General features: G+C 68.4%; 20 protein-coding genes. 1 reads left to right on the top strand and 19 read right to left on the bottom strand.

From position 1 onward, the window contains the following. Nucleotides 1–4: 4 nt before the first annotated feature. From OC534_RS02870 to OC534_RS02845, 6 genes are read right to left on the bottom strand one after another with little or no spacing between them, the layout of a single operon-like run. Complete coding sequence (locus OC534_RS02870; protein WP_166473658.1) at nucleotides 5–2,656, bottom strand: glycoside hydrolase family 2 protein; 2,652 nt, start codon at nucleotides 2,654–2,656, stop codon at nucleotides 5–7. A gap of 24 nt (nucleotides 2,657–2,680) precedes the next feature. Next, nucleotides 2,681–3,874 (bottom strand): AGE family epimerase/isomerase, encoded by a 1,194-nt coding sequence (locus tag OC534_RS02865; RefSeq protein ID WP_262071348.1) that lies wholly within the window; start codon nucleotides 3,872–3,874, stop codon nucleotides 2,681–2,683. After that, entirely contained in the window at nucleotides 3,871–4,866 is a 996-nt protein-coding gene (locus OC534_RS02860) for a carbohydrate kinase (protein WP_262071347.1), read from the bottom strand. Before OC534_RS02860 ends, OC534_RS02865 begins: the two co-directional genes overlap by 4 nt. A 7-nt stretch (nucleotides 4,867–4,873) precedes the next feature. Then, nucleotides 4,874–6,184: an L-fucose:H+ symporter permease gene (fucP, locus tag OC534_RS02855; RefSeq protein WP_017356274.1), complete on the bottom strand. Its 1,311-nt coding sequence runs from the start codon at nucleotides 6,182–6,184 to the stop codon at nucleotides 4,874–4,876. Between the two features lie 44 nt (nucleotides 6,185–6,228). Continuing rightward, on the bottom strand, nucleotides 6,229–7,272 hold the full coding sequence (locus OC534_RS02850) for a LacI family DNA-binding transcriptional regulator (protein WP_262071346.1): 1,044 nt from the start codon (nucleotides 7,270–7,272) through the stop codon (nucleotides 6,229–6,231). 52 nt (nucleotides 7,273–7,324) lie between these two features. Next, the gene (locus OC534_RS02845) at nucleotides 7,325–9,754 is read right to left on the bottom strand and encodes a GH92 family glycosyl hydrolase (protein WP_017356272.1); all 2,430 of its coding nucleotides are present in this window, start codon (nucleotides 9,752–9,754) and stop codon (nucleotides 7,325–7,327) included. A 564-nt stretch (nucleotides 9,755–10,318) separates the two neighbouring features. Between OC534_RS02845 and OC534_RS02840 the strand changes: the two genes are divergently transcribed. Next, a complete protein-coding gene (locus OC534_RS02840) occupies nucleotides 10,319–13,414 on the top strand; it encodes a TonB-dependent receptor (RefSeq protein WP_262071345.1) in 3,096 nt (1,031 codons plus the stop codon). Between the two features lie 106 nt (nucleotides 13,415–13,520). Here the strand turns inward: OC534_RS02840 and OC534_RS02835 are convergent, their stop codons facing one another. The 13 genes from OC534_RS02835 to OC534_RS02775 all read right to left on the bottom strand — a co-directional run bounded on the left by OC534_RS02835 (nucleotide 13,521) and on the right by OC534_RS02775 (nucleotide 25,561). Continuing rightward, nucleotides 13,521–14,258: a copper homeostasis protein CutC gene (locus OC534_RS02835; protein WP_262071344.1), complete on the bottom strand. Its 738-nt coding sequence runs from the start codon at nucleotides 14,256–14,258 to the stop codon at nucleotides 13,521–13,523. A 2-nt stretch (nucleotides 14,259–14,260) separates the two neighbouring features. Next, the gene (locus tag OC534_RS02830; protein WP_017356269.1) at nucleotides 14,261–15,259 is read right to left on the bottom strand and encodes a N(4)-(beta-N-acetylglucosaminyl)-L-asparaginase; all 999 of its coding nucleotides are present in this window, start codon (nucleotides 15,257–15,259) and stop codon (nucleotides 14,261–14,263) included. A gap of 58 nt (nucleotides 15,260–15,317) precedes the next feature. Further along, nucleotides 15,318–16,370, bottom strand: a complete 1,053-nt coding sequence (locus tag OC534_RS02825; RefSeq protein ID WP_037591296.1) for a glucokinase — start codon at nucleotides 16,368–16,370, stop codon at nucleotides 15,318–15,320. A gap of 97 nt (nucleotides 16,371–16,467) precedes the next feature. Continuing rightward, complete coding sequence (locus tag OC534_RS02820) at nucleotides 16,468–18,066, bottom strand: calcineurin-like phosphoesterase family protein (protein ID WP_166472915.1); 1,599 nt, start codon at nucleotides 18,064–18,066, stop codon at nucleotides 16,468–16,470. 91 nt (nucleotides 18,067–18,157) lie between these two features. Beyond that, nucleotides 18,158–18,781, bottom strand: coding sequence for a bifunctional phosphoribosyl-AMP cyclohydrolase/phosphoribosyl-ATP diphosphatase HisIE (gene hisIE, locus OC534_RS02815; RefSeq protein WP_017355830.1), 624 nt, complete (start codon nucleotides 18,779–18,781; stop codon nucleotides 18,158–18,160). Beyond that, on the bottom strand, nucleotides 18,771–19,547 hold the full coding sequence (hisF, locus tag OC534_RS02810) for an imidazole glycerol phosphate synthase subunit HisF (RefSeq protein ID WP_136003966.1): 777 nt from the start codon (nucleotides 19,545–19,547) through the stop codon (nucleotides 18,771–18,773). The genes hisIE and hisF overlap by 11 nt, the downstream gene beginning before the upstream one ends. Next, the gene (hisA, locus tag OC534_RS02805) at nucleotides 19,541–20,275 is read right to left on the bottom strand and encodes a 1-(5-phosphoribosyl)-5-[(5-phosphoribosylamino)methylideneamino]imidazole-4-carboxamide isomerase (RefSeq protein ID WP_136003965.1); all 735 of its coding nucleotides are present in this window, start codon (nucleotides 20,273–20,275) and stop codon (nucleotides 19,541–19,543) included. Before hisA ends, hisF begins: the two co-directional genes overlap by 7 nt. Further along, nucleotides 20,272–20,874 carry an imidazole glycerol phosphate synthase subunit HisH gene (hisH, locus tag OC534_RS02800; RefSeq protein WP_017355827.1) on the bottom strand — a complete coding sequence of 201 codons (603 nt, stop codon included), beginning with the start codon at nucleotides 20,872–20,874 and terminating at the stop codon, nucleotides 20,272–20,274. Before hisH ends, hisA begins: the two co-directional genes overlap by 4 nt. Continuing rightward, nucleotides 20,871–21,944, bottom strand: a complete 1,074-nt coding sequence (gene hisB, locus OC534_RS02795; protein WP_262071343.1) for a bifunctional histidinol-phosphatase/imidazoleglycerol-phosphate dehydratase HisB — start codon at nucleotides 21,942–21,944, stop codon at nucleotides 20,871–20,873. The genes hisH and hisB overlap by 4 nt, the downstream gene beginning before the upstream one ends. Further along, nucleotides 21,941–23,029: a histidinol-phosphate transaminase gene (gene hisC / locus OC534_RS02790; RefSeq protein ID WP_262071342.1), complete on the bottom strand. Its 1,089-nt coding sequence runs from the start codon at nucleotides 23,027–23,029 to the stop codon at nucleotides 21,941–21,943. Before hisC ends, hisB begins: the two co-directional genes overlap by 4 nt. Next, nucleotides 23,026–24,321, bottom strand: a complete 1,296-nt coding sequence (hisD, locus tag OC534_RS02785) for a histidinol dehydrogenase (RefSeq protein WP_262071341.1) — start codon at nucleotides 24,319–24,321, stop codon at nucleotides 23,026–23,028. Before hisD ends, hisC begins: the two co-directional genes overlap by 4 nt. Then, nucleotides 24,318–25,229 carry an ATP phosphoribosyltransferase gene (hisG, locus tag OC534_RS02780; RefSeq protein WP_017355823.1) on the bottom strand — a complete coding sequence of 304 codons (912 nt, stop codon included), beginning with the start codon at nucleotides 25,227–25,229 and terminating at the stop codon, nucleotides 24,318–24,320. Before hisG ends, hisD begins: the two co-directional genes overlap by 4 nt. 11 nt (nucleotides 25,230–25,240) lie before the next feature. Beyond that, nucleotides 25,241–25,561: a YerC/YecD family TrpR-related protein gene (locus OC534_RS02775; protein WP_017355822.1), complete on the bottom strand. Its 321-nt coding sequence runs from the start codon at nucleotides 25,559–25,561 to the stop codon at nucleotides 25,241–25,243. Nucleotides 25,562–25,715 lie beyond the last annotated feature (154 nt).

Genomic DNA, 25,715 nt, shown 5'->3' with positions numbered 1-25,715 from the left:
GCGATCAACGCGCGGCGCTGGCATCCGCCGGCGGTACCAGCGCATCGGCCAGCGACTGAACCCGCAACGCGCGGCGCAGCGTGGCCAGGTCGGCGTCTGCAGTGAGGTTCACCTGCACGGTTTCGCCGGGCAGCAGCGTCAACGCATTGTCCTGCAGCACCGCGTCCAGTCCGTCGAACCCGATCCACACCGCACGGGCCAGCCGGTCGCTGCGCAGGCGCAGGCGGTAGCCATCGCCTGCGCGCTGCAGGTCGGTGTGGATCTGCGGCCGGGACAGCGCCAGCGCCTTGGCCACGTCGAAGTACACCACGCCCTGTGACACCGGCTTGCCGCCGCCATCCAGCAGTTCGACCACGGCCACGGTGCGGTGGCGATCGGCCTGGCCAAGCAGCGCCGCATCGTCCAGCCGCGCCACCTCCAGCGCCGCGCCCGGCGGCACCGTCACGGCGTGCTGCTGGCGTGTGTGGACGCGACCGTCGAGGTCCATCACCCGCAGCCGCCACTGCCCCACCAGCGCGTCGCGGCGGTCGTTGAGCAGGCTGATCCGGGTGATGCCGTCGTCATCGCGCAGCGCGGCCACCGCCTGGTCGGCGAAGAAGCGGCGCGCCTGGAAATGCAGTGCCTTCCAGCGGCCGGCGTAATCGATGCTGGACCACGACGCGCCCGGCCACACATCGTTGAACTGCCAGTACAGCGAACCCATCGTGTACGGCCGCGACGCGCGGTGGTGCAGTGCGGCCAGCGCGATGCCCTCGGCCTGCATGACCTGGCTGAGGTACACGAACGTGGGGAAGTCGCGCGGCGTGCCGTAGCCTTCCTCGATGTACTTGAGCAGGCGCTGGTTGCCCTCCCCGGCCATGAACTTCTGGTGCGCGCGCACGGTCGGGCTGTCCACGCGTTGCTCGGCGGCCGGGATGATGCCGTCCAGCGTGCGCAGCACCGGCCACGCCTGCAGGCCGTACTCGGACATGAAGCGCGGCGTCTCGCGCAGATAAGCCGTCACCGGCAGCGCCGGGTTGCCCCAGACCTGCCAGTAATGCTTGTCGCCACGGGTGGAATCGTTGGCCTTCTCGTCCAGGTCATTGCCGGGCGAACTGGACCAGTACGGCACACCGAGCCCCTCCTCGGCCACCACCTGGCGCAGGTCCAGCCCGAACAGGTCGACATAGCCCTGCCAGACCTTCGCCGCAAAGACCGGATCGGCGGCGGTGAGGTCACGCCCGTGGCCCCAGTCCTTCCAGGCGGTCTCTTCCTCGTTGTTGCCACACCAGAGCACCACGCTGGGATGGTGACGCAGGCGGCGCACAGTGTCGCGTGCCTCGGCCACCACGTTGGCGCGGAACGCCGGATCGTAACCAGGCTGCATGCCGCCCCCGAACATGAAGTCCTGCCAGATCAGCAGGCCCAGCTCATCGGCGATATCGAAGAACGCGTCGTCTTCGTAGTAGCCGCCGCCCCAATTGCGCAGCATGTTCATGTTGGCATCGCGCGCGGCGGTCAGCTCGCGGCGGATGCGCGCAGGGTCCACCCGCGCCGGGAACATGTCAAAGGGAATCACATTGGCGCCCTTGGCGAAGATCGGCACGCCGTTGATCACGAATGCGAAGCCCTGGCCGCCGCTGCGATCGACCTCGCGCCGCAGCTCCACCGTGCGCAGCCCGATGCGTCGCTCCATCCGCAGGGCGCCCGCCGTACCTGCGGCAAGGGTGGCACGCGCGGTGTAGCGCGCCTGCTCGCCCTGCCCCACCGGCCACCAGCGACGTGGCGCGGGCAGCACCACCGGCACGGCCACGCGGTTGTCGCCCGCGCGCAGGGCCACACGCGGGTCGAACCGGCGCACCACCCGCCCGTCCGGATCGATCAGTTCAATACGCAGCGGCGCCGTCCCGGCGGTGGCGCTCTCCACCTGCACCGCGATGTCCAGCTCGGCTTTGTCCGCATCCAGGCTGCGCGTATGCACAGCCAGATCGGTCAGGCGCTGCGCATCCCAGCTCTCCATCCGCACCGGGCGCCAGATGCCTGCCGTGACATACCGCGGGCCCCAATCCCAGCCGAAGTGGTATCCGGGCTTGCGCACGAAGTTGCCGACCATCGCATCCTTGGGCTCGTCCCCGTACGGCGATGGGTAGTTGCCGGCAATTTTGTGGGGCATTGCCTGCACGCCTGGCAGCAGCGTGGTGATCGGCGAGCGCAGCACCACGCGCAGTTCATTGCCGGTGGGGCGCAACCGCCCATCCACCCGCGCCCGCCAGGTGCGGTGGCTGTTGTCGGCCCGCAGCAGCGGCGCGCCGTTGAGCTCGACGGTGGCGAACGTGTCCAGACCATCGAAGGCAAGTTCGGCATGCGCCCTGGCCAGCGTGGCCGCATCCACGTCGAAGCGGCCCCGGTACTCCCAGTCGGCCAGGCCGATCCATTGCAGGCCCGCCTCCGGCGCTCCCACGTAGGGGTCCGGGATCAGCCCCTGGGCCAGCAGGTCGGTGTGCACGGCGCCGGGCACCTGCGCACTGTGCCAGTCGGCCAGCTGCGGATGCGCGGCCAGCCGGGCATCGCCAGGCAGCAGGCGGAAGGTCCACTGCGCCTGCAACGGCGCCGCCGACAGCGGCAGCGCCCCCAGCAGCAGCAACAGCGACCCGACGATCAGACCGAAACGACGCATCCGCATGTGCTGCTCCCCGTTCTGTCAACGCACCACGTTGAGCACTTCGTAGCAGGCGCCCATCGTGTGGTAGTCGGTCTTGCCGGCCGGGCTCTTCTCGTCGCTGTACTTGCGGTTGTCCGCATCCAGAATGCGGTACCAGGCGCCGCAGCGATGGTCGATCATATGTGACCATGCATAGGCCCACAGCCGGTCGTACCACGCCCAGTAGGCGTCATCGCCGGTACGCGCGGCCAGCAGGGCGGCGGTGGCCAGCGACTCGGCCTGCACCCAGAAATACTTGTCGTCGTCGCAGACGCTGCCATCCGGTGCGAAACCGTAGTACAGGCCACCGCGCTCGTCGTCCCAGGAACGGGCCACGGCGGTGTCGAACAGGTGGCGCGCGGTCGGCACCAGCCAATCGGCCTGCACGTGCCGATCCAGAATCAGCAGCAGTTTGGCCCATTCGGTCTGGTGGCCCGGCTGGAAGCCCCACGGGCGGAACAGGTGCCTGGGATTGTCTCGGTTGTAGTCCCAGTCGATCCGCCACTGCCGGTCGTAGTGTTCCCAGACCAGGCCGTCGGCCTGCGCGGCCTGGCGGCGCGTCATGTGGTCGGCCAGCAGCAGCGCGCGGCCGAGATAGCGCTGCTCGCCGCTCGCCTCGAACGCGGCCAGCATCGCCTCGCACATGTGCATGTTGGCGTTCTGGCCACGGTAGTCGCTGAAGGTCCAGTCCGCATCGGCCTCATCCTTGTACAGACCGAACCCAGGCTCCCAGAAACGGCTTTCGAGCAGCGTCCAGGTTTCGTCCATCCAGGCGCGCGCCTCGCCGATGCCCGCCTTCAGCGCGCAGCTGTAGGCCAGCAGCACGAAGGCCACGCCGTAGCAGTGGTTGGTGGCATCCTCGACGACACCATCGCGCAGGGTCCAGGCATAGCCGCCCGTGACGGGGTTGCGATGCACCTCGCGCAGGAAGCGGATGCCATGCTCGACCGCCTTGAGGTCGTCGGGGTTGCCGAACTCGCGGTACGCCATCGCATGGTTGAACACGAAGCGCGTGCTGCTGACCAGGTGACGGTGGCTGGCGTCGTACACGCTGCCGTCGTCACGGAAGTAATGGAAGAACCCGCCCGTCGGGTCGATCTCGTTGGGCCGGTAGAACGCCATGCTCTGCGCGATGTGGGCACGCAGGAAGTCAGGCGAGCGGAAATCGGGTTGCGGCGGAACCGGCGTGGTCATGCGGCGTCATCCTGTTGTTGCTGCAGCAGTTGCTGGACTTCATCTAGAGTGGGCATGGCCGCGAACGCGCCCTTGCGGGTCACCGCGAGCGCGCCCACGGCGGCGGCGAAGCGGATCGCATCCACGAGCGCGGCCGGGTCCTGGCAGAACGCGGCGAATGCGCTGCCATCTCCCCCGCGCTCACCGATGCCAAACAGCAGCCCGCCGACGAACGCGTCGCCGGCGGCCGTGGAATCGACCGTCTGCACGCGGAAGCCGGTGAGTACACCCTGCGTACGGCGGGTGAACCAGCGGATCGGGGCGGCACCGTCGGTGATCACCACGGCCTGCGCCTGTGCGGCCAGCAGGCGCTGTACCACCGCCTCGCCGTCGCCGGCCTGCGCTGCGGCCAGATAATCCAGTTCCTCGCGCGAGAGCTTGACCAGGTCGGCCAGCAGCAGGGCTTCCCACAGGCGCGGCAGCGGATCCACGCCGGCCGGCCACAGGGCCGGGCGCAGGTTCAGGTCGACGCTGACCATCGCCCCGGCTGTGCGCGCACGGCGCATGCCCTCCAGCGTGGTCTCGGCGATGTCGGCTTCGGTCAGGCTGTTGGAACACACGTGGAAGCTGCGCGTGCCGTCAAAGCAGTTGGGATGGAAGTGCGCACTGCGGAACAGCAGATCCGCCGCAGGCGGGCGGTAGAAGCTGAAGCTCCGCTCGCCACTGGCATCCAACGCCACGAACGCCAGCGCGGTCTTCGCCGCGTCGGTGCGCACGATGCAGTCGGTGGCCACACCGGCATCGGCCAGGCTCTCGGCGAGGAAGTCGCCGAACATGTCCTGCCCCAGCATGCCGGCGAAGTGCGTGTCGGCACCCAGCCGCGCGGCAGCCACCGCGACGTTGGCCGGAGCGCCGCCGGCGTACTGCAGGAAGGCGCGCGGGGTATCCGGCGAGGCCGGTGGCTGGGCGAGTAGATCGATCAAAATCTCGCCGAAACAAACAATCTTGGACATCGTGCCCTCACGCTCCCTGGCGGAATCCGACCGCCGGGCGCGAGCCCGACAGACCGTAGAAAATGATGTAGCCGTAGCACAGCAGCGGCAGGATGAACGACTCATGCAGGCCGATCTGGTCGGCCAGCAGGCCCTGCAGGTACGGCACCACTGCGCCGCCGACGATGGCCATGATCAACAGGCTGGAGGCCTTGTTGGTCAGGGTGCCCAGGCGTTCGATGCTCAGCGCGAAGATGGTCGGGAACATGATCGAGTTGAACAGGCCCACCGCCACGATCGAGTACAGCGCGACCTGTCCCTGGCTCAGCAGGGTCGCCGCCAGCAGCGCCACGTTGATCCCTGCAAACAGGGTCAGCAGCACGCGCGGCGAGAACCGGGTCATGATCGCCGAGCCGGCAAAGCGACCGATCATCGCCAGCGTCCAGTACGCCGACACATAGTGGGTGGCTTCCTTCTCGGTGAAGCCACCGATGTTGGGCAGCGACAGGTAGTTGACCAGGAAGCTGCCGATCGACACTTCCGCGCCCACGTAAAAGAAGATGGCCAGCACGCCGAACAGCACATGGCGATGGCGCAGCGCGTCCAGCAGGGTGTGCTTGCCGGTATCGGCCTGCTCGGTGGTTTCGGTCAGCGCCGGCAGGCGGAACAGATAGACGAATACCGCCAGCAGGAACAGCGCCACGGCCAGGCCGACGTACGGGCCCTGAACGGACTGCGCTTCCTGCACCCGGTAGGCGATCTGCTCGGCACCCGGCAGCGCCTTGATCTCCTCGGCACTCTTGACCGTGTTGCCCAGGATCAGCAGGCCGCCGAAGATCGGCGCGATCGCCGTGCCCAACGAGTTCAGCGCCTGGGCCAGGGTCAGCCGGCTCGACGCGGTCTGTTCCGGCCCCAACAGCGCGACGTACGGGTTGGCCGCCACCTGCAGCACAGTGATGCCGGTGGCGAGCACGAACAGCGCGCCGAGGAAGGCCTCATACACGCGCAGTTCGGCCGCTGGCCAGAAGCCGAGCGCGCCGACCCCGGCGATCGCCAGGCCGGCCACGATGCCCTTTTTGTAACCCAGGTGCGCCACCAGCCGGCCGGCCGGCAGCGACATCAGGAAGTACGCACCGAAGAAGGTGAACTGCACCAGCATCGCGCGGGCGTAGTTCAGTTCGAACACCGCCTTCAGATGCGGGATCAGGATGTCGTTGAGGCAGGTCAGGAAGCCCCACATGAAGAAGATCGTGGTCGCCACCGCAAGCGCGACGCGCGTGTTGACCACGGGTGCGGCGGCGGATGAGGCAGGCAGTCGGGGCGTTGGCGAAATGGGCATTCAGGTACGCGCCTCAGTGCGCGGGCAGGTGACAAGGGAGGTCATCAGGCAAAGGAAGGGCCGCTGCTGTCGCGGACGCGCAGCTGGACGGGTGCAACGGTGCGCTGGGGTGCGGCGTCGGGGTTGTCCAGACGCTGCAGCAGCAGTTCCGCCGCCTGACGCCCGCGCGCGCGCGGATCGACGGTCAGCGTGGTGAGCGGCGGCATGGCCACCGCTGCTTCGGAAATATCGTCGAAACCGGTGACCGCAAAATCGCGACCCGGGTGCACGCCACGCGACGCCAGGCCCAGCATCAGTCCCAGCGCGACGCTGTCGTTGTAGCAGACCGCCGCGGTGGGCACCGTCGCAGCGGCAAACAGCTCGCCGCTACGGGCCGCCGCGTCCAGGCGGCTCGGAGAGGTTTCAATCAACCAGTCCGGGTGCGTCTCCAGCCCGGCCTCGTGCATTGCCTGGGCATAACCGGTGCGGCGCTGGTGGCACGAGCTGGACACCGCGTGACCGCCAAAGAACGCGATGCGGCGGTGGCCGCGCTCGATCAGATGGCGCGTGGCCAGGTACGCACCCTGCTGGTTGTCCAGGGTCAGGAAGTCCCAGGTCGCCCCGGGCAGCTCGCGATTGAACAGCAGCACGTTGGCATGTCCGAGCACCTGGCGCAGCTGGGCGGCATCGCTGCCTTCGGCCGGCGACAGGATCAGTCCGGCCGGCATGTGTTCCATCAGCGTGGTCAGCACCGCCTGCTGACGCTCCGGGGACTCGCCGGTGCTGCCCAGCAACGTCACGAAACCCTTGCCGCCGAGCGCTTCGTCGACGCCGGAGGCGAACTCGGCGAAGAACGGGTTGGACAGGTCGTTGATCACCAGTGCGATGCTGGACGAGGTGCGCCGGCGCAGGTTGGCCGCCCCCCGGTTGTAGACATAGCGCTGCCGGCGCAGTTCGGCCTCGACCCGCGCTCGCGTATCCACGTTCACCAGCGGGCTGCCGCGCAGCACCAGCGAGACGGTGGCGCGCGACACGCCGATCGCCTCGGCGATGTCGGTCACTGTCACCGCGCGCGTGCCCTTGCCGGCAGGGGAAGCTTTGTCATTCATCGTGTGCTGGGGTTCCTTGGCATCGTGCAAGCCTAAACGATTGCAGCAGCCCTCATTCGAGCGCCGCACCCGGGGTGGCGCAGTACGACACCGGCAGGTCGGCCACCTGCGTGCCCCACCCGCTTTCCGGCGCCTGCGTTGCCAGCGCCACATCGATGCGCCCCCCCTGCTGCAGGCGCGCCCAGTCCAGCCACACCGGCGCATGCGCGCGACCATCCACCTGCACGCCCTGCACGTACTGGAGCGTGCGGCCATCGGCACCTGGCGCCTTCACGGTCAGGGTGCGGCCCTGACCGAGATCGACATCGACCTGGGCAAAGCGCGGGGTGTGCAGCAGGAACTGACCGCTGCCCGGCACCGCCGGGTACAGCCCCAAGGCGCTGAACAGGTACCACGCCGACATCGTGCCAAGGTCATCGTTGCCGGTGACGCCATTGGGCGCGTTGGTGAACAGCTGCTGCGCGGCGCGCACCACCGTGGCGGTTTTCCACGGCTGACCGATCAGCGTGTACATCCACGGCGCATGCAGGTCCGGCTCGTTGTTGGGGTTGTAGCGGAACTGGTTGTAGTAGCTGTACGGCCCCACCACCCATTCTTTGCGCGCGGCCGTCAACGGGGCCTGGCGCAGTGCGTCGTAGGCGAAGAAGGCATCCAGCCGGCGTGCGGCCTCGGCGCGACCGTCCATCGCCTGCACCAGGCCCGGGATGTCCTGCTGCGCCAGCCACTGGTACTGCCACGCCGTGCCTTCATGGAACCCGTGGTGCGAACGCGGGCTGTAGCGGCCATCGGCCGGCACGTACCACTTGCCGTCCTCCATGCGCGGCCGCGGGAAGCCGCTGAAGCCGCCCTCGTCGCGCACGTCCGGGTCCCATACCTTGTTCCAATTGCGGCCACGCGTGCGCAGCACGCCGGCGTCGTCGGCGTGGCCGAGGCCGTCGGCCATCTGTGCCAGCGCGCAGTCGGCCAGTGCGTACTCCAGTGTGGCCGAGCCGCCATGATGCGGATCCACATCCATGCCCTTGGAGGGGAACGCACGGTCGTACTGCACGAAGCCATTGGCAAGATAACTGGGATTGCCGGACCGGCCGGCGTGACGCGAGTTGATCGGCGGCGTGCTGAACGCATTCTTCCGCAACGCCGTGTACGCCTCGGCCTCACGCCCGTCGAGCGCGCCGAAGCGCCACAGATCCACCATGAAAGGCGTCACCGGATCGCCGGTCATGATGTTGGTTTCGAAGTTGGCGTAGCCCCAGCGCGGCAGCCAGCCGCCCTGCGCATCGATGGCCAGCAGGCTGCGGCCGATGTCGCGGGCGACCTGCGGACGGGTCAGTGCCAGCCACTGGTTCTGCGCACGATAGGTATCCCACAGCGAGAAGTACTCGTAGTAGGTCCAGCCGTCGGCGCGGTGGATGGCATCGTCGTAACCACGGTAGCGGCCGTCGGCATCGCTGCCGGTCAGCGGCTGCAGCAGGGCGTGGTAGAGCGCGGTATAGAACACGGTGCGGTCGTCACCGTTCCCGCCCTGCACGCGCACGCTGCGCAGTTCGTCGCGCCAACGCGTCTGCGCCAGCTCGCGCATCCGGTCGAAGCCCAGCAGGCGGCCCTTTTCCATGCCGTCGCTGCGCAGGTTGGCGCGCGCACCCTCGGCATCCACGTGCGAGATCGCGCTGACCGCCGTGACCGCTCGTCCCTGCGACAGGTCGAAGCTCAGCCAGGCGCCGCTGGGCTTGAGTTCGCCTTCCATGCCGTGGCGCGCACCGGGCAGCCCGCCGCCCTCGCCCCAGGTGCCGAAGGCCTTGAACGGGCGGTCGAACTCGATGCGGAACCAGGTGGTGTACTGATGGCCGCCGCAGAAGCTGCGGGTGACCAGCTTGCCTTCCACCGCACGGTCGCCCACTACATCGATGACGCTGCCGATCACCGAATGGCGTTCGTTGGCCTGGCCGACGTTGACCAGCACGTGGCCGTTTTCCGCACCGGCGGCGAACGTGTAGCGTTCGGCTGCGGCCCGGGTGCGCGCGGTGGCCTCGGCATCGATGCCGCCGTAGCTGGTCAGGCGCACCTTGTAGTAGCCGGCCTGTCCGACCTCGCCCTCATGGGTGTAGGAGGCTGCGTAGGCTTTGTGATCGAAGCTCTTGGCGGTGGCGGTGTCGAAATCGCCGCCAGGACCGATGCTGCCGGTGACCGGCAGGACGGACACCTGGCCCCCCTGCTCCCAGCAGCCGGCACCGGACAGGAAGGAATGCCCGAACCCGCGGATCTTCGGGTCGTCGTAACGCCAGCCGGCGTAGTGCTCCCCGATCGGGCTGACCTGGATCAGGCCGAACGGCGCCGAGGCCCCCGGGAACGTATTGCCGTCATCCTTGCTGCCGATGAAGGTGTTGACCTCGCGCTCCAGCGCGGCCGGCGCGGCCGCCTGCAGCAGGGGCGCGCAGGCCAGGGCAAGCAGAGAGGTGACGGCGAGGACAGACGTTCGGCGCATGCGGGGTTCCTGTGGGTCGATGTCGGTGCGGGCGACCGGTGGCCCGGCCGATGCCGGGAACCAGGCGACTGGACGGGTGAAAGCCCCGCCATTGCTGGCCGGCCATCCCCCTGTTGGCGCGCGTCCAAATCCACGCAGCAGTGAATTTAGATCGATTCAAGTAAAGCACGGGGATTTCGACGGATGCATTCTGCGGCGCAACATGGATGTCGTCTGTGGCGGCGGCCTGGCTGCGGGCTGCGCCTGGAACGACCGCCTGGCATGGCGCCTGCGCAAGAAAACGTTTTCACCTCCACAGCGAAAACCGGCCGTTGCCGACATACCGCGGTCATATTGCGCAGCAGCATGCTTCGCCTCCCGGGCCGTGCTAAAAATCCCCCGCCAATCGTTTAGATCGATCCAACTCCGAACGGTCACGATTGACGGACAGGTAGGTGGGGGGGACCTGCCTCACGTTGCATGCGGGACGCACCGTCGTTCGTTGCTGGCAACAGCGACCTCCAGAATTAGATCGATTCAATCACGTATCGCCACCGTTTCAATCCAGGAGAGGGAGAGAGTGGAATGAACAAGATGTCCCGCATGCGCAACCGCGACACGCTGTCGGCAGCCATCACCGCCGCGCTGTTCGCCGCCGCGCTGGCCCCGGTCGGCGCCTTCGCGCAACAGGCCGGCACGACCCCGTCGCCGGACGCCACCACGCTCGACAGCGTGACCGTCACCGGCTACCGCTACGCCATCGAAAAGAGCCTGCAGCAGAAGCGCGATGCCAATGCCGTGGTCGAAGTGATCACCGCCGAGGACGTGGGCAAGTTCCCCGACAAGAACGTGGCCGACGCGCTGCAGCGCGTGCCGGGCGTGGTCATCACCCGCGATGGCGGCGAAGGCAAGACGGTCAGCGTGCGCGGCCTGGCGCCCGATCTCACCCTCACGCAGTTGAACGGCAACTACGTCGCCACCTCGGAAACCAACAACGAAGCCACGCGCTCGTTCAACTACACCCTGCTGCCGTCGAACATGCTGTCCAGCGCCGAGCTGTTCAAGTCGCCGGAAGCGCGCATCGACGAAGGCGGCATCGGCGGCACGGTGATCCTGCATACCCGCCGCCCGCTCGACATGGAAGCCAACTCGGGCTATGTCACCGTCGAGGGCACCACCTCCGACACCAGCCACGACATCGATCCGCAGCTGTCGGCGCTGTATTCCTGGCACAGCAAGGACGAGCGTTTCGGCGTACTGGTCGGGGTGACCCAGCAGAAGCGCACCAGCCGCACGATGGAAGCCAGCACCGAGGACTTCCAGTGGTACGGCAACAACACCGATGCGCGCGACGCCAACGGCAACGTGCTGGAACAGGACGGCATCCACTACTGGTGGGGCCGGTCCGGCTTCAATGACCAGAGCGGCCGCAACTACAGCGAATTCTTCATGCCGACCTCGGTGAACTTCGCCGTGAAGGAAGAAGAGCGCGAGCGCAAGGGTGGCCAGTTCACCTTCCAGTTCAAGCCGCTCGACAACCTGACGCTGACCGCCAATTACTTCCGCTTCGAGCTGGAAGGCAACTACACCCAGAACATGCTGAAGATTCCCGAATGGAATCTGGCGCGCTACAACGGCGACGGCAACTGGGCCGGCGGCCGCATGCTGGACGGGCTCACCTTCGATCCCAGCGGCAGCATCGTGACCGGCGCGCAGTACGAGAAGCTGGCCGGCAAGACCTATTACTGCAGCGAGGAACAGGCTGCGGCCGCAGGCCTCGCGCCGGGTGGCTGGGGTCCGGACGACTGCACCATCCCCACCCCGCAGCTGACCGGCGACTACAGCCGTGAGAAGGCGCTGTCGCAGACCGCCGATCTGTCCATCGACTGGGACATCAGCCCGCTGTGGAAGGCCTCGTTCACCGGCGGCCGGACCTGGTCCGAAGGCGGCCCGTCGATGAAGTTCCGCATGGCGGCCAAGCCACGCCGCCAGGTCAATGGCGTGTGGCAGTCCGGCAACAGCTACAGCGCCTGGGACCTGACCGGCACGCCGAGCGCGACGTTCTCGCCGGACCTGCAGGAACAGTTGATGGCCGGCATCGCCGAAGTCGACACCGGCTCGACCGATTCGTCGTGGACGCAGACCGACATCAAGCAGAACTACTTCCAGGCCGATGTCACCAAGCTGTTTGAAAGCGGCTGGCTGGATTCGATCCAGTTCGGCACCAAGTACCGTGACGGCTCGGTCCATCGCAACACCGGCAACACCTACTGGGTGTGCCAGGGCAAGGATCCCGATCCGGCGTTCTACGACCAGAACCGCTACCAGTCCGGCTGCGATGCCTCGGCCGGTGTCGCCCAGCCCGGTTTCTTCCTGTCCAACCCGATCAACAACATCGCCGGCGGTTTCAACGCCAACGTGTTCCCGGGCATCAACTATCCGGCGTACATCAACTACCTCAACCAGACCTACGGTGGCTCGCACAATCGCAAGGAAGAGGATTTCGTCTACAACGTCGACGAGAAGATCTACTCGGGCTACTTCCAGGCCAACTTCCGCACCGAACGGGTCCGCGGCAACGTGGGCGTGCGTGTGGTGCGTACCCGCCAGTTCGCCGAATCCAGCGACTCGGTGGAGAAGTTCAACGACTACTTCCAGGACAACGCCGCCGGCACGCCGATGGGCTGCAACGATCCGGCGGCGGCACCGCTGATCGCCTCCAATACCGGCTATGTCTGCCAGAGCGGTTTCGTGCGCCTGCCCGACAACCTGGCGCGTGAGAAAACCTATGCGCTCAGCTCGATGGAGAAGACCTACACCGACTTCCTGCCGAGCTTCAACATCGCCTGGGACATCACCGACAGCCTGGTGCTGCGCGGCGCCGCGTCCAAGGTCATCGCCCGCCCCGGCTACACCAGCATCGCCTACCCGGGCGGTCTGAGCTATGTCAGCGAGGAGTACAGCAACGATCGCCGCGTCGCCGGCGGCACCGACACTCCCGGCTGGTACGGCTCGGGCAGCAACAAGAACCTGCAGCCGTTCGAGGCCACCCAGTACGACCTCGGTCTGGAGTGGTACTTCCGTCCGGGTTCGGTGGCCGGTGTGGCGCTGTTCCGCAAGGACATCAGCAACTTCACCGTGCCGGTGGTGCGCGACCAGCAGATGAACGTCGGTGGCCAGTCGGTGACGGTGCAGAAGTACTCCACCCAGGCCAACGGCCAGGATGGCGTGTCGCAGGGCGTTGAACTGTACGGCCAGTACACGTTCGATATCGGCCTGGGCATCCAGGCCAACTACACCTACAACGACACCAACCTGGCCGCCGTGGTGCTCGATGGCGAACGCATCGGTTCCTCGCCGCTGGTCGGCAGCGCCAAGAACCAGGCCAACGTCACGGTGTTCTACGAGAACGAGAAGTTCCTGGCGCGCGCCTCGTTCAACCGCCGTGGCGAAGTGGTGGGCGGTCTGAACAACGGTCTCACCCAGTACTCCGAACCGTATGACCAGCTGGACCTCAACGCGGCCTACAACATCACCGACGCCCTGATCCTGAGCGCATCGGTGCTCAACGCCACCAAGTCCGAGCAGCGCGTCTATCTCGGCAACGACAGCAAGGCGCGCCTGCTGTCCAACCTGTACTCCGGTCGCCAGCTCTACCTCGGCATGACCTGGAAGTTCTGAGTGTCTCCCCCCGCCTTCGGGCGGGGGTTGTTCCTCCACGGCAGCCGCGCTGGTACAGGCGGCTGCCGTTTTTGTTGCCGCAGCGGGCCGATGTCTCCGCGCGGGTCTACCCTGCGCGTGCGTCCAGCGCGGCGCGCAGCGCCGCCACTTCCGCGGCATCGGTGGCGATCCAGTCCGGCGACAGCCCGGTCAGCGCCAGGTTGTGGTGGCGCATGGCCGAGCGTTGCACGGCCTTGGCGGACGCATGCAGTTCCGTACAGCCGCTGCGGGCGGCAACGGCGGCAATGTTGCCGGCGTCGAGCCCTGCCCCGGCCATCACGCCGATGCGTCCGTTCGCCTGCGCGACCAGTGCGGCCAGCACCGCGGCCCCTGTCTCCGCGTTGGCCTGGCCGCCGGACGTCAGCACCCGCTGGCAGCCCAGTGCGATGACCTGCTCCAACGCGCGGGGCAGATCGCGCGCGGCATCGAACGCGCGATGGAAAGTCACCTGGAGCGGGCCGGCGGCCTGCACCAGCGCGCGGCACAGCGCCTCGTCGATGTCACCCTCGGCATCCAGCGCGCCGATCACCACACCATCGCAGCCCAGTGCACGGCAATGGGCGATATCGCGCAGCATGATCTCCGCGTCAAGCGCGCCGTAGTGGAAGTCGCCGGGACGCGGCCGGATCAGCACGAACAGCGGAATGCGCAGCTGCTCGCGCGCCACCGCGATGCTGCCGTGCGACGGCGTGGTGCCGCCTTCGGCAAGATTGTCGAACAGCTCGATCCTGTCCGCGCCCCCCTGCTGCGCGGCGAGCGCCGACGCAACCGAGTTGGAGGCGATCTCCAGCAGCCGGCGCGCCATGCTCAGCGCTGCTCGCTGGTATAGACCGACGCCGAGTCGCGCAGGTCATCCTGGCGGTCCTTGTCGCACACCGCGTAGACGAAGCCCCGGTGCAGCGCGTACGCGCCGACCTCCCCATGCCGGTCCATCGCCAGGAAACATACCTGCAGGGTCCTGCTGGCCTCCGGGCGCTTGCGCACCAGCCGTGCGATCGCTTCGCGGCACGCCTGTGCCGGCGACCGGCCCTGGCGCATGAGCTCCACCACCAGGAACGAGGCGGCATTGCGCATCATCTCCTCGCCGACGCCCGACGCCGTGGCGCCGCCGACCTCGTTGTCCACGTACAGGCCGGCGCCAATGATCGGGCTGTCACCGACACGTCCATGCAGTTTCCAGGCCATGCCGCTGGTGGTGCAGGCGCCAGCGAGGCGGCCGTGGGCATCGATGGCGAGCATCCCCAGCGTGTCATGGTTGCTGCTGTCGCCGGGGCGGCCGCGACGCTCCACGTTGATCTCGGGCGTGTACTGTGCGGTCTTCAACCAGTCGCGCCACGCCTTTTCGGCAGCCGGGGTGAGCAGCTTCTGGCGCTCGAAGCCCTGTTCCACCGCAAACTGCTGTGCGCCCTGCCCGACCAGCATCACGTGCGGCGTGTTTTCCATCACTTTGCGTGCCACCGACACCGGATGCAGGATGTCGGTCAGGGCAGCTACCGAGCCACAGCGGCCGTCGCCGTCCATGATGCTGGCATCCAGGCTGAGCACACCATCGCGGTCGGGGTTGCCGCAGCGCCCCACCGTGGGGTTGCACAGTTCGCTTTCGGCCCAGCGCGCGCCGGCCTCCACCGCATCCAGCGCGGTGCCCCCGGCCGACAGCACCGTCCATGCCGCCTGGTTGGCGCCCACGCCGAAATCCCAGGTGGACACCACCCGCGCGCCACTGCGGCGCTGCGCGCCTGCGTGCGGCAACACCAACCCACCGGCGGCCAGCGCCCCGGCCTGGAGAAACTGCCTGCGATCGGTCATGCCCACCCCTCCCTGCACTGCCTGTCGTCATCCCGCCGCACCGCGCGGCGGGAGTGCCTCACGCAACGGCGCGGCCGCGCCGTGCGTCGTGCCACACCGCCGCGCCGAGCATGCCCAGCTCGCCGTGGTCCACCCGCCACACCGGCACCTGCGCCAGCACACCGCTCATCACCCCCTTCGACAGGAAGCGCGCGCGGAAGTCACCGGCATGCAGGAAGGTGGCGATGCGGGTGGGAATGCCGCCGGCCAGGTACACCGAACGCGCGCCGAAGGTGATCGCCAGATCACCGGCCAGACTGCCCAGCCACGCGCTGAACACCTGCAGCGTTTCCACCGCCAGTGCGTCGTCGCCGGCCTGCGCGGCGGCGATCAGGTCTTCGGTGGTCTGCCAACGCGGCGTCACGCCGCGGATGCCGCACAGACACGGGTACAGGTTCATCAGGCCGCTGCCGGACAGGATCCGCTCCTGGTCCACATGCGCCCAGCGCTGCTGCATCTGGCGCAGGATCTCCAGTTCCAGCGCATTGCCGGCGGTGAGCGCGGCGTGCCCTGCTTCGCTGGCCAGCACCGGCTGGTCGCCGCCCTGGAAGCGCAGTGCCGCACCCAGCCCGGTGCCGGGGCCGAGCACCAGCGCCGGCCAAGGCGAGGCGACGACCGGCTCGCCGTTGAGCGCCACCAGGGTGTCCGGCTGCACGTGCGGAATGGCGTAGGCCACCGCTTCGAAATCGTTGATCAGCGCCAGCGAGCGCAGACCGGCCTCGGCCCGCGTGGCCGCCACCGATACAGGCCAGGCCAGGTTGGTGTTGACCAGGTGGTCGCCTTCCAGCAGCCCGGCGATCGCCACGACGGCGGTGTCGACCGGACGCAGGGCGGCGCGCGTGAAGTCGGCCAGGATCGCCGCCAGGCTGGCGTAATCGGCACAGCGGTACTGCCGCAGCCCGCTCAGGCGCGGCGGCAGACCCGCCTGCACCTCGGCAAGCCCGAGGCGTGCGAACGTGCCGCCGACATCGGCAACGATGATCGGATCATGGCGCATGGCCGGACCGGGCGTCGCACGGGACGAATCGGAAGGGAGCGGGACATGCCCGGAAAACGGTGCCGCAACGCTCACTCGCAGGCCTTGGCTGGGATCGAATCAATCCGGGCGATTTTCGGCGATCGCCCGGGGTTTGCAAAGCAGCGCCTGCCGTACAGGGGCGTATGCCAGCTCAGGGCGAGGCGACCTGCAGGCGATAAGTGGTGCTGGCGGTGGCGGTGGGGCCATCGCCGTGCACCGCGCGCACCTCGACTTTGTGCGCGCCGGCCGCCAGGTCGGTAGGCAGCGCCCCGCGCCACAGGTGCGGCGAGGGCGTGGCCTCCGGCGAGCGGTCGAAGCCGCGCAGACGTTCGGCGGTGTCGTCGGCGACATTCTCTTCCAGCAGGCGCGGGTCCGGCTGCACCACGCGCTTCATCGGCTGCCACGCGCCGTCATCGACGCGGTATTCGACCAGGGTGTCGTCCTGGCCCATGAACACATTGGCGTAAACGCCCCAGGCCGGATATGCGCCCTTGCGCAGCACGCGCGGCGCATGCAGCGCGATCTGGTAGTCATCCGGCGCACGCGCCACGTAGTAGCGCAGGGCATAGTCGCCAGCCGGCTTGACCGACAGCACGGCGTAGCCGTTCGGGGTGCCATCGCTCATGGTCGCGTCGGGGATGCCGTTGCTGTCTTTGACCCCCGACCAGAACGCACCGCAGGCCGCACCGACGTTGTACTCGTGCAGGGGCTTGGCGCCCTGCCAGCCCTCGGCGGCGCTGTGGTAATAGTGCCGCTGGGTGTGGCTGTGGCCGCTCAGCACCAGCACGTTGGGGAAGTCCTTGAGCAGCGCGAACAGGCGCTTGCGGTCGGCGTGGCGGAAGGTCTCGCGGCCCGGTTCGGCATCGAACAGCGGGATGTGCATGCCCAGAACGACCAGACGGTCGCGCGGCAGGGCCTTGAGGTAGTTGCCGAGGAAGGTGAACTGGTCCGCGCGCAGGCCGCCGATGTACTTCGGCCGCGCGGTGGGGTCGTAGACCACGTCGTCGAGGAACACGAAACTGGCGCCGCCCTCTTCCACCGCGTAGGTGTCCGGCCCGTACACCGCGCGCCAGCTGTCCAGCGAATGGCGGTCGTCGCCGGCGTCCATGTCCAGGTCGTGGTTGCCCGGCACGTGGAACCACGGCACCTGCAGCTGCGCGGTGACCTTGTTGATGGCCGGGTACAGCGACAGGTCGTCGTTGACGATGTCGCCCAGCGTGGTGCCCAGCCGCGCCGGGTGCTTGCCGACGATCGGCTCGACGATGGCGCGCTGGTAATACCCGATGTCCTGGCGGCTGGCGGTCTGCGAGTCGGAGAACACCAGCATCTCGAAGCCATCGCGGGCCGAGGCGGCGTCCTTGACCGGCTCCAGCGCGAAATCCCAGTGGCGGGTGCCGGCGCCGGTGGCGGCGATGCCGTCGTACTTCAGCCTGGGCGAGCCCTGTGGCGCGTAGTGACGCCAGTAAGCCGGCAGGCCGTTGGACGCCGCCGGGAACCGGTATTCATCCGGTTTGATCACGAAGACCGTCTGGCCGTCGCGCACCGGCAACGCATAGCTTCCGTCGGCGGCGGTCCGCACGATGGTCTCGCCGTTGGATACCTGCACGCCTGCCAGGCCCGGATCGGTGGGACCGCGCCCCGGCTTGCCGTCGCGCTCCTGATAGACCTTGCCGGTCACGGTCACCTCGGCAGCCCAAGCAGGGGCGGTCGTCAACAGCAGGCAGGCCAGCCAGACAGCAGTGCGGGTCATCGAGGGGGTTCCGTTCGGGGTGGGCGATTGTAAAGCCGCACATCATCCCCTGCGGTGCGTTTCACCAACGTTAAACGCACCGGTTCAACGCTCAGGCGGCGTGCCGTGCCGCCAGTACCGCCACCGCATCCTCCAGCCCGAGTCCCCGCGCACGCAGCAGCACGGTGAGGTGGAACAGCAGGTCCGCCGATTCGCCGAGCAGCGCCGCATCGTCCTGCACCACACCTGCCAGTGCGGTTTCCACGCCCTCCTCGCCCACCTTCTGGGCAATGCGACGGGTGCCTGCCTCGAACAGCGAGGTGGTGTAGCTGCCGGCCGGACGGTCCTGCGCGCGCTGCCGCACCAGCGCATCCAGCCGCCCGAGGAAGCTGCCGGGCGCCTGCGCGAAGCAGCTTTCGGCGCCGGTATGGCAGGTCGGTCCCGCCGGGCGTGCACTGACCAGCAGGCTGTCACTGTCGCAGTCCACCCGCACGGCCGTCACCGCCAGCACGTTGCCGGACGACTCGCCCTTGGTCCACAGCCGCTGCCGGCTGCGGCTGTAGAAGGTCATGTGGCCGGTCACCAGGGTGAGCTCCAGCGATTCGGCATTGGCATAGCCGAGCATCAGCACGGCCAGCGTATCGGCGTCCTGCACCACCACCGGCAGCAGGCCGTCGCCCTTGGCCCAATCCAGTGCAGCCAGCGCCTCGCGGGAGGGGAATACGTCAATAGACATCACGGACCTCGATCTGCTGCTCGCGCAGGAACTGCTTGAGTGCGGGAATGGCAATGGCGCCACTGTGGAACACGCTGGCGGCCAACGCACCGTCGACGTCGGCCTGGTCGAACACGTCAGCGAAGTGCTGCATGTCCCCGGCGCCGCCGGACGCGATCAGCGGCACCTGACACAACGCGCGTGCCTGGCGAAGCTGGGCCACGTCGTAGCCGCGGCGCACGCCATCGCTGTCCATGCAGTTCAGCACGATCTCGCCGGCACCGCGGCGCTGTGCGTCCACCAGCCAGTCCAGCGTGCGCATCGGCACTGCCTGGGTCTTGTCGGGGTCGCCGCTGAAACGGCGCACCCGCCATTGGCCATCAGGCTCGCGGACCGAATCGATGCCGACCACCACGCACTGCACGCCGAAGGCGTCGGCCAGTTCCTCGATCAATGCCGGGCGCCCGAGCGCCGGCGAATTGATCGATATCTTGTCGGCGCCGGCATACAGCACGCGGCGGGCGGTCTCCACGTCGCTGATGCCACCGGCGACGCAGAACGGAATGTCGATCAGACGTGCAATGCGCTCGATCCAGCCCACATCGACCGCACGGCCCTCCGGGCTGGCCCCGATATCGTAGAACACCAGCTCGTCAGCGCCCTGGTCGCGGTAGCGCAGGGCCAGCTCGGCGATGTCGCCCATGTCCACGTGATCGCGGAAGCGTACGCCCTTGACCACGCGGCCGTCGCGCACGTCCAGGCAGGGAATCAGCCGGCGGCTCAGCATGCCAGCGCCTCCGCCAGGCTCATGCGCCCTTCCAGCAGCGCCTTGCCCAGGATCGCGCCACCGCAGCCCACCACCTTGGCCTCGGCAACATCGGCGGCGCTGCGCACGCCGCCGGAGGCCTGCACGGCCACGCCGGGCAGCAGCGTCGACAGGTGCCGGTACAGCGCGATGTTCGGCCCGGACAGCATGCCGTCCCGGGCGATGTCGGTGCACAGCAGGTGGCGCATGCCGGCCTGCGCATAGCGCTGGGCCAGTGCATCCAGGGTCACGTCGGCGGTTTCGGTCCAGCCGTGCACCGGCAGCAGCCAGCGGCCGTCGTCGGCCTGCCGGGCATCGAGTGCGATCGTCAGCCGCTCCGCGCCGAACTCACGCAGCCAGCCAATCACCGTATCCGGTTCGCGTACCGACACGGAGCCGACCACCACGCGGGCAGCGCCCGCCTGCAGGAGGCGCGCGACATCCTCGCGCGAGCGCACGCCCCCGCCGGTCTGCACCTTCAGCCCGGTCTGCGCGGTGATCGCCGTGAGCAGGGGCGAGAGGGTGTAGCCGCCGGCACGGGCGGCGTCGAGGTCGACCAGGTGCATCCAGCTCGCGCCGGCGTCCGCAAAGACCTGCGCGCGCGGCAGCGGGTCGTCGCCATAGGTGGTCTGCCGGGTGTAATCCCCCTGCAGCAGGCGCACCACGCGGCCGTCGCGGATGTCCAGTGCGGGATAGACGATGAAACTCATGGGGAGGCGTTCTCGATGAAGTTGCGCAGGATCCGGGCACCGGTGGCGGCCGACCGTTCGGGATGGAACTGCGCGCCGCTGTGGCGGCCGCGCTGCACCACCGCCGCGAACAGGCCGCCGTGGTCGCATGCTGCCACGGTGTGTTCGTTCAATGGCGCGGCGTAGCTGTGCACGAAGTAGGCACTGGCACGATCGGCCACGCCGTGCATCAGCGGCGCATCGCGCAGCGGCAGCAGGCGGTTCCAGCCCATGTGCGGCACCCGGATCCCGGTGGCCGGATGCAGGTGGCGGACGACGCCGGGCAGCAGCCCGAGGCACTCGACATGACCTTCTTCGGAGCCTTCAAACAACAGCTGCATGCCCAGGCAGATGCCCAGCAACGGCACCTCCAGTTCACGCAGGGGTTGCACCAGCCCCTGCGCATGCAGGCGCGCCATGCCATGCGGCGCGGCACCCACACCGGGCAGAATCACCCGCGACACGCCGCGCAGGCCGGCCGCGTCGCGCACCAGTCGCACGCGCGCGCCAAGCCGTTCCAGCGCATAGCGGACCGAGCCGAGATTGGCGCCGCCGGCATCGATCAGGGCGATTTCGCTCACAGCGCCCCCTTGGTACTGGGCATCGCGCTGCCCTGCCGTGGCAAGGCCTGGCGAAGGGCGCGCGCAAGTACTTTGAAGCACGCCTCGACTTTGTGGTGGTCGTTGTCGCCTTGCACGCGGAGGTTGAGGTTGAGCCCGGCCGCGTCGCACAGCGAGCGGAAGAAGTGGGGTACCAGCTCGGTGGGCATGTCGCCCACACGTTCGCGCTTGAAATCGCCCTCGAACACGAAGTACGGCCGGCCGCTGAAATCCAGCGCGGCGCTGGCCAGGGTCTCGTCCATCGGCAGGGTAAAGCCATAGCGGCCGATGCCGCGCTTGTCGCCCAGCGCCTCGCGCAGGGCCTGGCCCAGGGCCAGACCGGTGTCCTCGATGGTGTGGTGCTCATCGATATGCAGGTCACCCTCGGCGTGCACGATCAGCGCGAACCCGCCGTGCTTGCCGATCTGCTCCAGCATATGGTCGAAGAACGGCAGACCGGTATGGATCCGCGGTTCGGCGACGCGGTCCAGATCGACCTCGACGCGGATGCGGGTTTCCCTGGTAGTGCGCTGCACTGTCGCCCGGCGTGGCGCGTCGGCCAGCTCGTGCGCAATGCCGTTCCAGTCCCACTCGCCGCCGAACTGTGCGGTGCGCAGCTGGAAACCGCGGATGTTCATGTTCTGCGCGAACTGGATGTCAGTGGGGCGGTCGCCGACCATCGCCGAGCGCGCCCAGTCGATGCTGCGGTCCTGCAGATAGGGCAGCATCAGGCCGATGCCGGGCTTGCGCGTCGGCGCATTGTCGTGCGGCCAGGTGCCATCGATGAGCACGTCACGGAACACGATGCCCTGGCTGGCGAAGATCTGCAGCATCAGGTCGTTGGGGCCGTCGAAGCTGGCCTGGGGATAATCTTCGCTGCCCAGCCCGTCCTGATTGCTGACGATCACGAACTGATAGCCGGCGTCACGCAGCTTGAGCATCGCCGGGATCACATCGCGGACGAAGCGCAGCTTCTCGTAGGCATCGATCTGGAAATCGGCTGGCTCCTCGATCAGGGTACCGTCGCGGTCGACAAACAGAATCGGGGTCATGCGGCAGCCCTCCGGGCAATCAGGGCGGCAAGCACGCGGTCGTTCTGCTCCGGGCTGCCAATGGTGATGCGCAGCGCATCGCCGAGCTGGGGCGCGGCACGCTGGTCGCGCACCACCACACCGGCGGCGAGCAGCGCATCGAACGCAGCCTGTGCATCGGCAAAGCGCACGAGCAGGTAGTTGCCCTGCGAGGGGTACACGCGCACCACGCCGGGCAGCACGGCCAGGCCAGCCTGCAGACGCGCGCGTTCGGCCTTGACCTGTGCGATGCGCTGGCCGGTGACGGCCAGGGATTCCGGCTCAAGACCGGCCAATGCCAGATCCGCACAGGGGGCCGGCACCGGGTACGGCGCCTGGCAGCGGCGCAGCAGCTGGATCAGCGCGGCATCGGCGATCAGGCTTCCGATGCGGGCGGCCGCCAGCGCGTGCGCCTTGGACAGCGTCCGCAGCACGGCGATGTTGTCGTGGCGGCTCAACAGCGTCGTGGCAGACGGCTGCTCCGCATACTCGCCATAGGCCTCGTCCACCACCACCAATGCTCTGCCCTGCAGCGCCGTCGCGACACGCTCGATCTCGGCCAGCGCGATCGTGCTGCCGGCCGGGTTGGATGGCGAACACAGGAACACCAGCTTGGCGTTGCCGCCCAATGCGGCAGCGATCACCGCGTCGATGTCGGCGTCCAGCGCGTCGCCGCGGTCAATCAGCGGCACTTCGACCAGCGGCGCGTTCTGCAGCCGCGCGCACACCGCGTACATGCCGAACACCGGCGGGGTGGTCACCACCGCGTCGCGGCCCGGCTCGCACAGGGCGCGCACCAGCAGATCGATGGCTTCGTCGCTGCCGCGCCCGATCAGCAACTGCTCGGGCGCGCAGCCATACAGAGCGGCCAGCCGCTCGCGCAATGCCGCCGGCTGCGGGTCCGGATAGCGCCGCGCGCCACCGGCCACGTCGGCCGGGTTGGCCCACGCCGATTCGTTGGCGTTGAGCCACACATCGCCCACCAGCGCACCGCTGCGTGCCGACGAGTAGCCCGCAAACGCCTGCAGATCGTCGCGCACCAGCGACAGGATGGAGGCAGCGTTCATGCGGCCGCCTCCATGCGCAGCGTCACCGCGTTCTCGTGCGCGTCCAGGCCTTCGGCGCGGGCAAGGATGCGCGCGCATTCGCCGATCGCGGCGATGCCCGCAGGCGTGGCCGACTGCACGCTGATCAGGTTCTGGAAGCTGGCCACGCTCACGCCGCTGTAGGCACGCGCGGCACCGGCGGTGGGCAGCACGTGGTTGGTGCCGCTGCAGTAGTCGCCCAGCGCTTCGGGGGTGTAGTCGCCGAGGAACACCGAGCCGGCCGCCTCGACCTTGTCCAGCCAGGCACGTGGTTCGCGCAGCGCCAGGATCAGGTGTTCGGGCGCGTAACGGTTGCTGATCTCGAAGGCCTGCGCCAGGGACTCCACCTGGATCAGGCGCGATGCCTGCAATGCCTGCACCGCGATCGACGCGCGCGAGAGGCGGCCGAGCTGGTCGTCGACGGCCGCCGCCACCCTGGCGAGCATGGCCGGATCATCGGTGAGCAGCAGCACCTGCGAATCCGGGCCGTGCTCGGCCTGCGAAAGCAGGTCTGCGGCGACGAATGCGGGGTTGGCGCCGGCATCGGCAATCACCAGCACTTCAGAGGGACCGGCGGGCATGTCGATGGCCGCCGCACCGTCCTGCGCCACCTGCTGTTTGGCCTCGGTGACGAAACTGTTGCCCGGCCCGAACAGCTTGTCGCAGGCCGGTACGCTCTCGGTGCCGTAGGCCATTGCGGCGATGGCCTGTGCGCCGCCGAGCGTGAACACGCGGTGCACACCGGTCAGGCGCGCGGCCACCAGCACTGCCGGATCGGCGCTGCCGTCGCTGCGCGGCGGCGTACACAGCACCACTTCGCGGCACCCGGCCAACCGCGCCGGCACACCCAGCATCAGCGCGGTGGACGGCAACGGCGCGCTGCCGGCCGGCACGTACAGGCCGACCCGGCCAATCGGCCGCACCACGCGCTCGCAGCGCACCCCGGGAGCGGTATCCACCGCATAGCCCTGGCTCATGCCGGCCTGGTGGAACATCGCGATGCGTGCGGCGGCCTCGCTCATCGCCTTGCGCAGGTCGGCCGACACCGCCCGCTCGGCGGCGGCGAACTCGGCCTCGCCGACCTCGAAGGTTGCCGGGGCCACGCCATCGAAGCGCAGGCTGATTTCGCGCAGCGCCGTATCGCCGTCGGCGCGTACCGCCGCGATCAGCGACGCCACCGATTCACGGGTGCGTGCCGCTACGGCCTGCACGGGGCGCTGCAGCGACTGCGCCTGGGCATCGGCATCCAATTGGGACCATTGCAGACGATTCATGCCAGCGACCGCTCCACGCTCAACACCATCAACCCCTGGGCGCCAGCGCGCTCCAGCTCCTCCAGCCGCTGCCAGGTCAACGCACCGTGGCACATGGTCTGCAGGCGCAGGTGTCCACCGTCGTCGGGCAGGTGCACCAGCGGATCGGCATCGGGCAGCAGCCGGCTCAGCTCGGACACGCGGTCGCGTGCGGCGCGGAACATCAGCAGCTTGCTGTCCTGCACGTTGACCACTGCATCGAGCCGGCGCAGCAGCATTGCCATCAGGCCGGCGCGCGCGTCGTCGGGTGTCCGCACCGGACCGGCCAGCACCGCCTCGCTGTCCAGCAGCGTTTCCACCGGCGTCAGCTGGTTGGCGGCCAACGTCGCGCCGCTGGAGACCAGGTCGCAGATCAGGTCGGCCGTGCCGAGGCGCGGGGCGATCTCGACCGAGCCGGACAGCTCCACCACCTGCGCGTCGATGCCGCGCGCCTCCAGCCAGTCGGCCAGGATCGCCGGATAGCTGGTGGCGATGCGCTTGCCGGCCAGCGTGGCCACGCCCTGCCACTCCCATTCCTCCGGCACGGCGAGCATCAGCCGGCACTGGCCGAAGTTGAGCCCGCGCAGGGCTTGATAAGCCTGCGGCAACCCGATCCGGCGACGGGCGGCGCCCTGCTCGTCCAGTTCGTTGCGGCCGACGATGCCGAAATCGCAGACGCCGTCAGCGATCAGGCCGGGAATGTCGTCGTCGCGCACCAGCAGCAGGTCCACCGGCAGCGATTCGCCATAGCAGAACAGCTTGTCACGGCTCTGCCGCCAGCTCAGCCCGCAGGCGGTCAGGAGGCTGCGGGCAGGCTCGGCCAGCCGCCCGTTCTTCTGGATGGCAATACGCAGCCGGTCGCGTGCCGGGGCAGTCTGGGTTGCACTCATGGGGAGGGTCTCTACGTGGATTCGGAGGTGGACGCAGTGGCGGCAACGGCAGCGGCATAGCCGCCGTGTCCATGCTCCAGCGAACGCGCGACACGGCCGGTGGTGGTCACGCTGACGCCTGTCAGTTCATGGATTTCGCGATACGGCACGCCCTGCTGCAGCAGCGGCACCACCTTCCAGCGGTCCGACAGCGCCTCCAGTTCGGCCGGGGTGCACAGGTCGCGCAGGAACGCGGTCACCTGTGCCGGACTGGACAGCGCAGCGAACGCGCGGGCCAGCGCCGACAGGTCGGCCTGGGCATCTTTTTCACGGGGGATAGGGCGTAGTTTCATCGTATGAATGTAATAGCGCGCTAATACATTAGCGCAAGTAAACGACCGCAGTCAAACGCCGACGGGTGCGGACCGGGAAGGATTCAGGTGTGGGGGAGCGCCGGGCGCTGGCCAGCGGGCCGCGCAGGGCGTAGGTGCTCAGGGGGTGCGATGG

This window comes from Stenotrophomonas sp. Marseille-Q5258 (assembly GCF_946900935.1).
GTDB lineage: Bacteria > Pseudomonadota > Gammaproteobacteria > Xanthomonadales > Xanthomonadaceae > Stenotrophomonas > Stenotrophomonas nematodicola.
Note: the sequence above shows the minus strand (reverse complement) of the source record. Positions and strands in the feature narration are given on the sequence as shown.

What these genes read in the sequence shown, in the direction of transcription:
- OC534_RS02870 (WP_166473658.1), bottom strand. Translation starts at nt 2,656, where the DNA reads ATGCGTCGTTTCGGTCTGATCGTCGGGTCGCTGTTGCTGCTGCTGGGG.
- OC534_RS02865 (WP_262071348.1), bottom strand. Translation starts at nt 3,874, where the DNA reads ATGACCACGCCGGTTCCGCCGCAACCCGATTTCCGCTCGCCTGACTTC.
- OC534_RS02860 (WP_262071347.1), bottom strand. Translation starts at nt 4,866, where the DNA reads ATGTCCAAGATTGTTTGTTTCGGCGAGATTTTGATCGATCTACTCGCC.
- fucP (WP_017356274.1), bottom strand. Translation starts at nt 6,184, where the DNA reads ATGCCCATTTCGCCAACGCCCCGACTGCCTGCCTCATCCGCCGCCGCA.
- OC534_RS02850 (WP_262071346.1), bottom strand. Translation starts at nt 7,272, where the DNA reads ATGAATGACAAAGCTTCCCCTGCCGGCAAGGGCACGCGCGCGGTGACA.
- OC534_RS02845 (WP_017356272.1), bottom strand. Translation starts at nt 9,754, where the DNA reads ATGCGCCGAACGTCTGTCCTCGCCGTCACCTCTCTGCTTGCCCTGGCC.
- OC534_RS02840 (WP_262071345.1), top strand. Translation starts at nt 10,319, where the DNA reads ATGAACAAGATGTCCCGCATGCGCAACCGCGACACGCTGTCGGCAGCC.
- OC534_RS02835 (WP_262071344.1), bottom strand. Translation starts at nt 14,258, where the DNA reads ATGGCGCGCCGGCTGCTGGAGATCGCCTCCAACTCGGTTGCGTCGGCG.
- OC534_RS02830 (WP_017356269.1), bottom strand. Translation starts at nt 15,259, where the DNA reads ATGACCGATCGCAGGCAGTTTCTCCAGGCCGGGGCGCTGGCCGCCGGT.
- OC534_RS02820 (WP_166472915.1), bottom strand. Translation starts at nt 18,066, where the DNA reads ATGACCCGCACTGCTGTCTGGCTGGCCTGCCTGCTGTTGACGACCGCC.
- hisIE (WP_017355830.1), bottom strand. Translation starts at nt 18,781, where the DNA reads ATGTCTATTGACGTATTCCCCTCCCGCGAGGCGCTGGCTGCACTGGAT.
- hisF (WP_136003966.1), bottom strand. Translation starts at nt 19,547, where the DNA reads ATGCTGAGCCGCCGGCTGATTCCCTGCCTGGACGTGCGCGACGGCCGC.
- hisA (WP_136003965.1), bottom strand. Translation starts at nt 20,275, where the DNA reads ATGAGTTTCATCGTCTATCCCGCACTGGACATCCGCGACGGCCGCGTG.
- hisB (WP_262071343.1), bottom strand. Translation starts at nt 21,944, where the DNA reads ATGACCCCGATTCTGTTTGTCGACCGCGACGGTACCCTGATCGAGGAG.
- hisC (WP_262071342.1), bottom strand. Translation starts at nt 23,029, where the DNA reads ATGAACGCTGCCTCCATCCTGTCGCTGGTGCGCGACGATCTGCAGGCG.
- hisD (WP_262071341.1), bottom strand. Translation starts at nt 24,321, where the DNA reads ATGAATCGTCTGCAATGGTCCCAATTGGATGCCGATGCCCAGGCGCAG.
- hisG (WP_017355823.1), bottom strand. Translation starts at nt 25,229, where the DNA reads ATGAGTGCAACCCAGACTGCCCCGGCACGCGACCGGCTGCGTATTGCC.
- OC534_RS02775 (WP_017355822.1), bottom strand. Translation starts at nt 25,561, where the DNA reads ATGAAACTACGCCCTATCCCCCGTGAAAAAGATGCCCAGGCCGACCTG.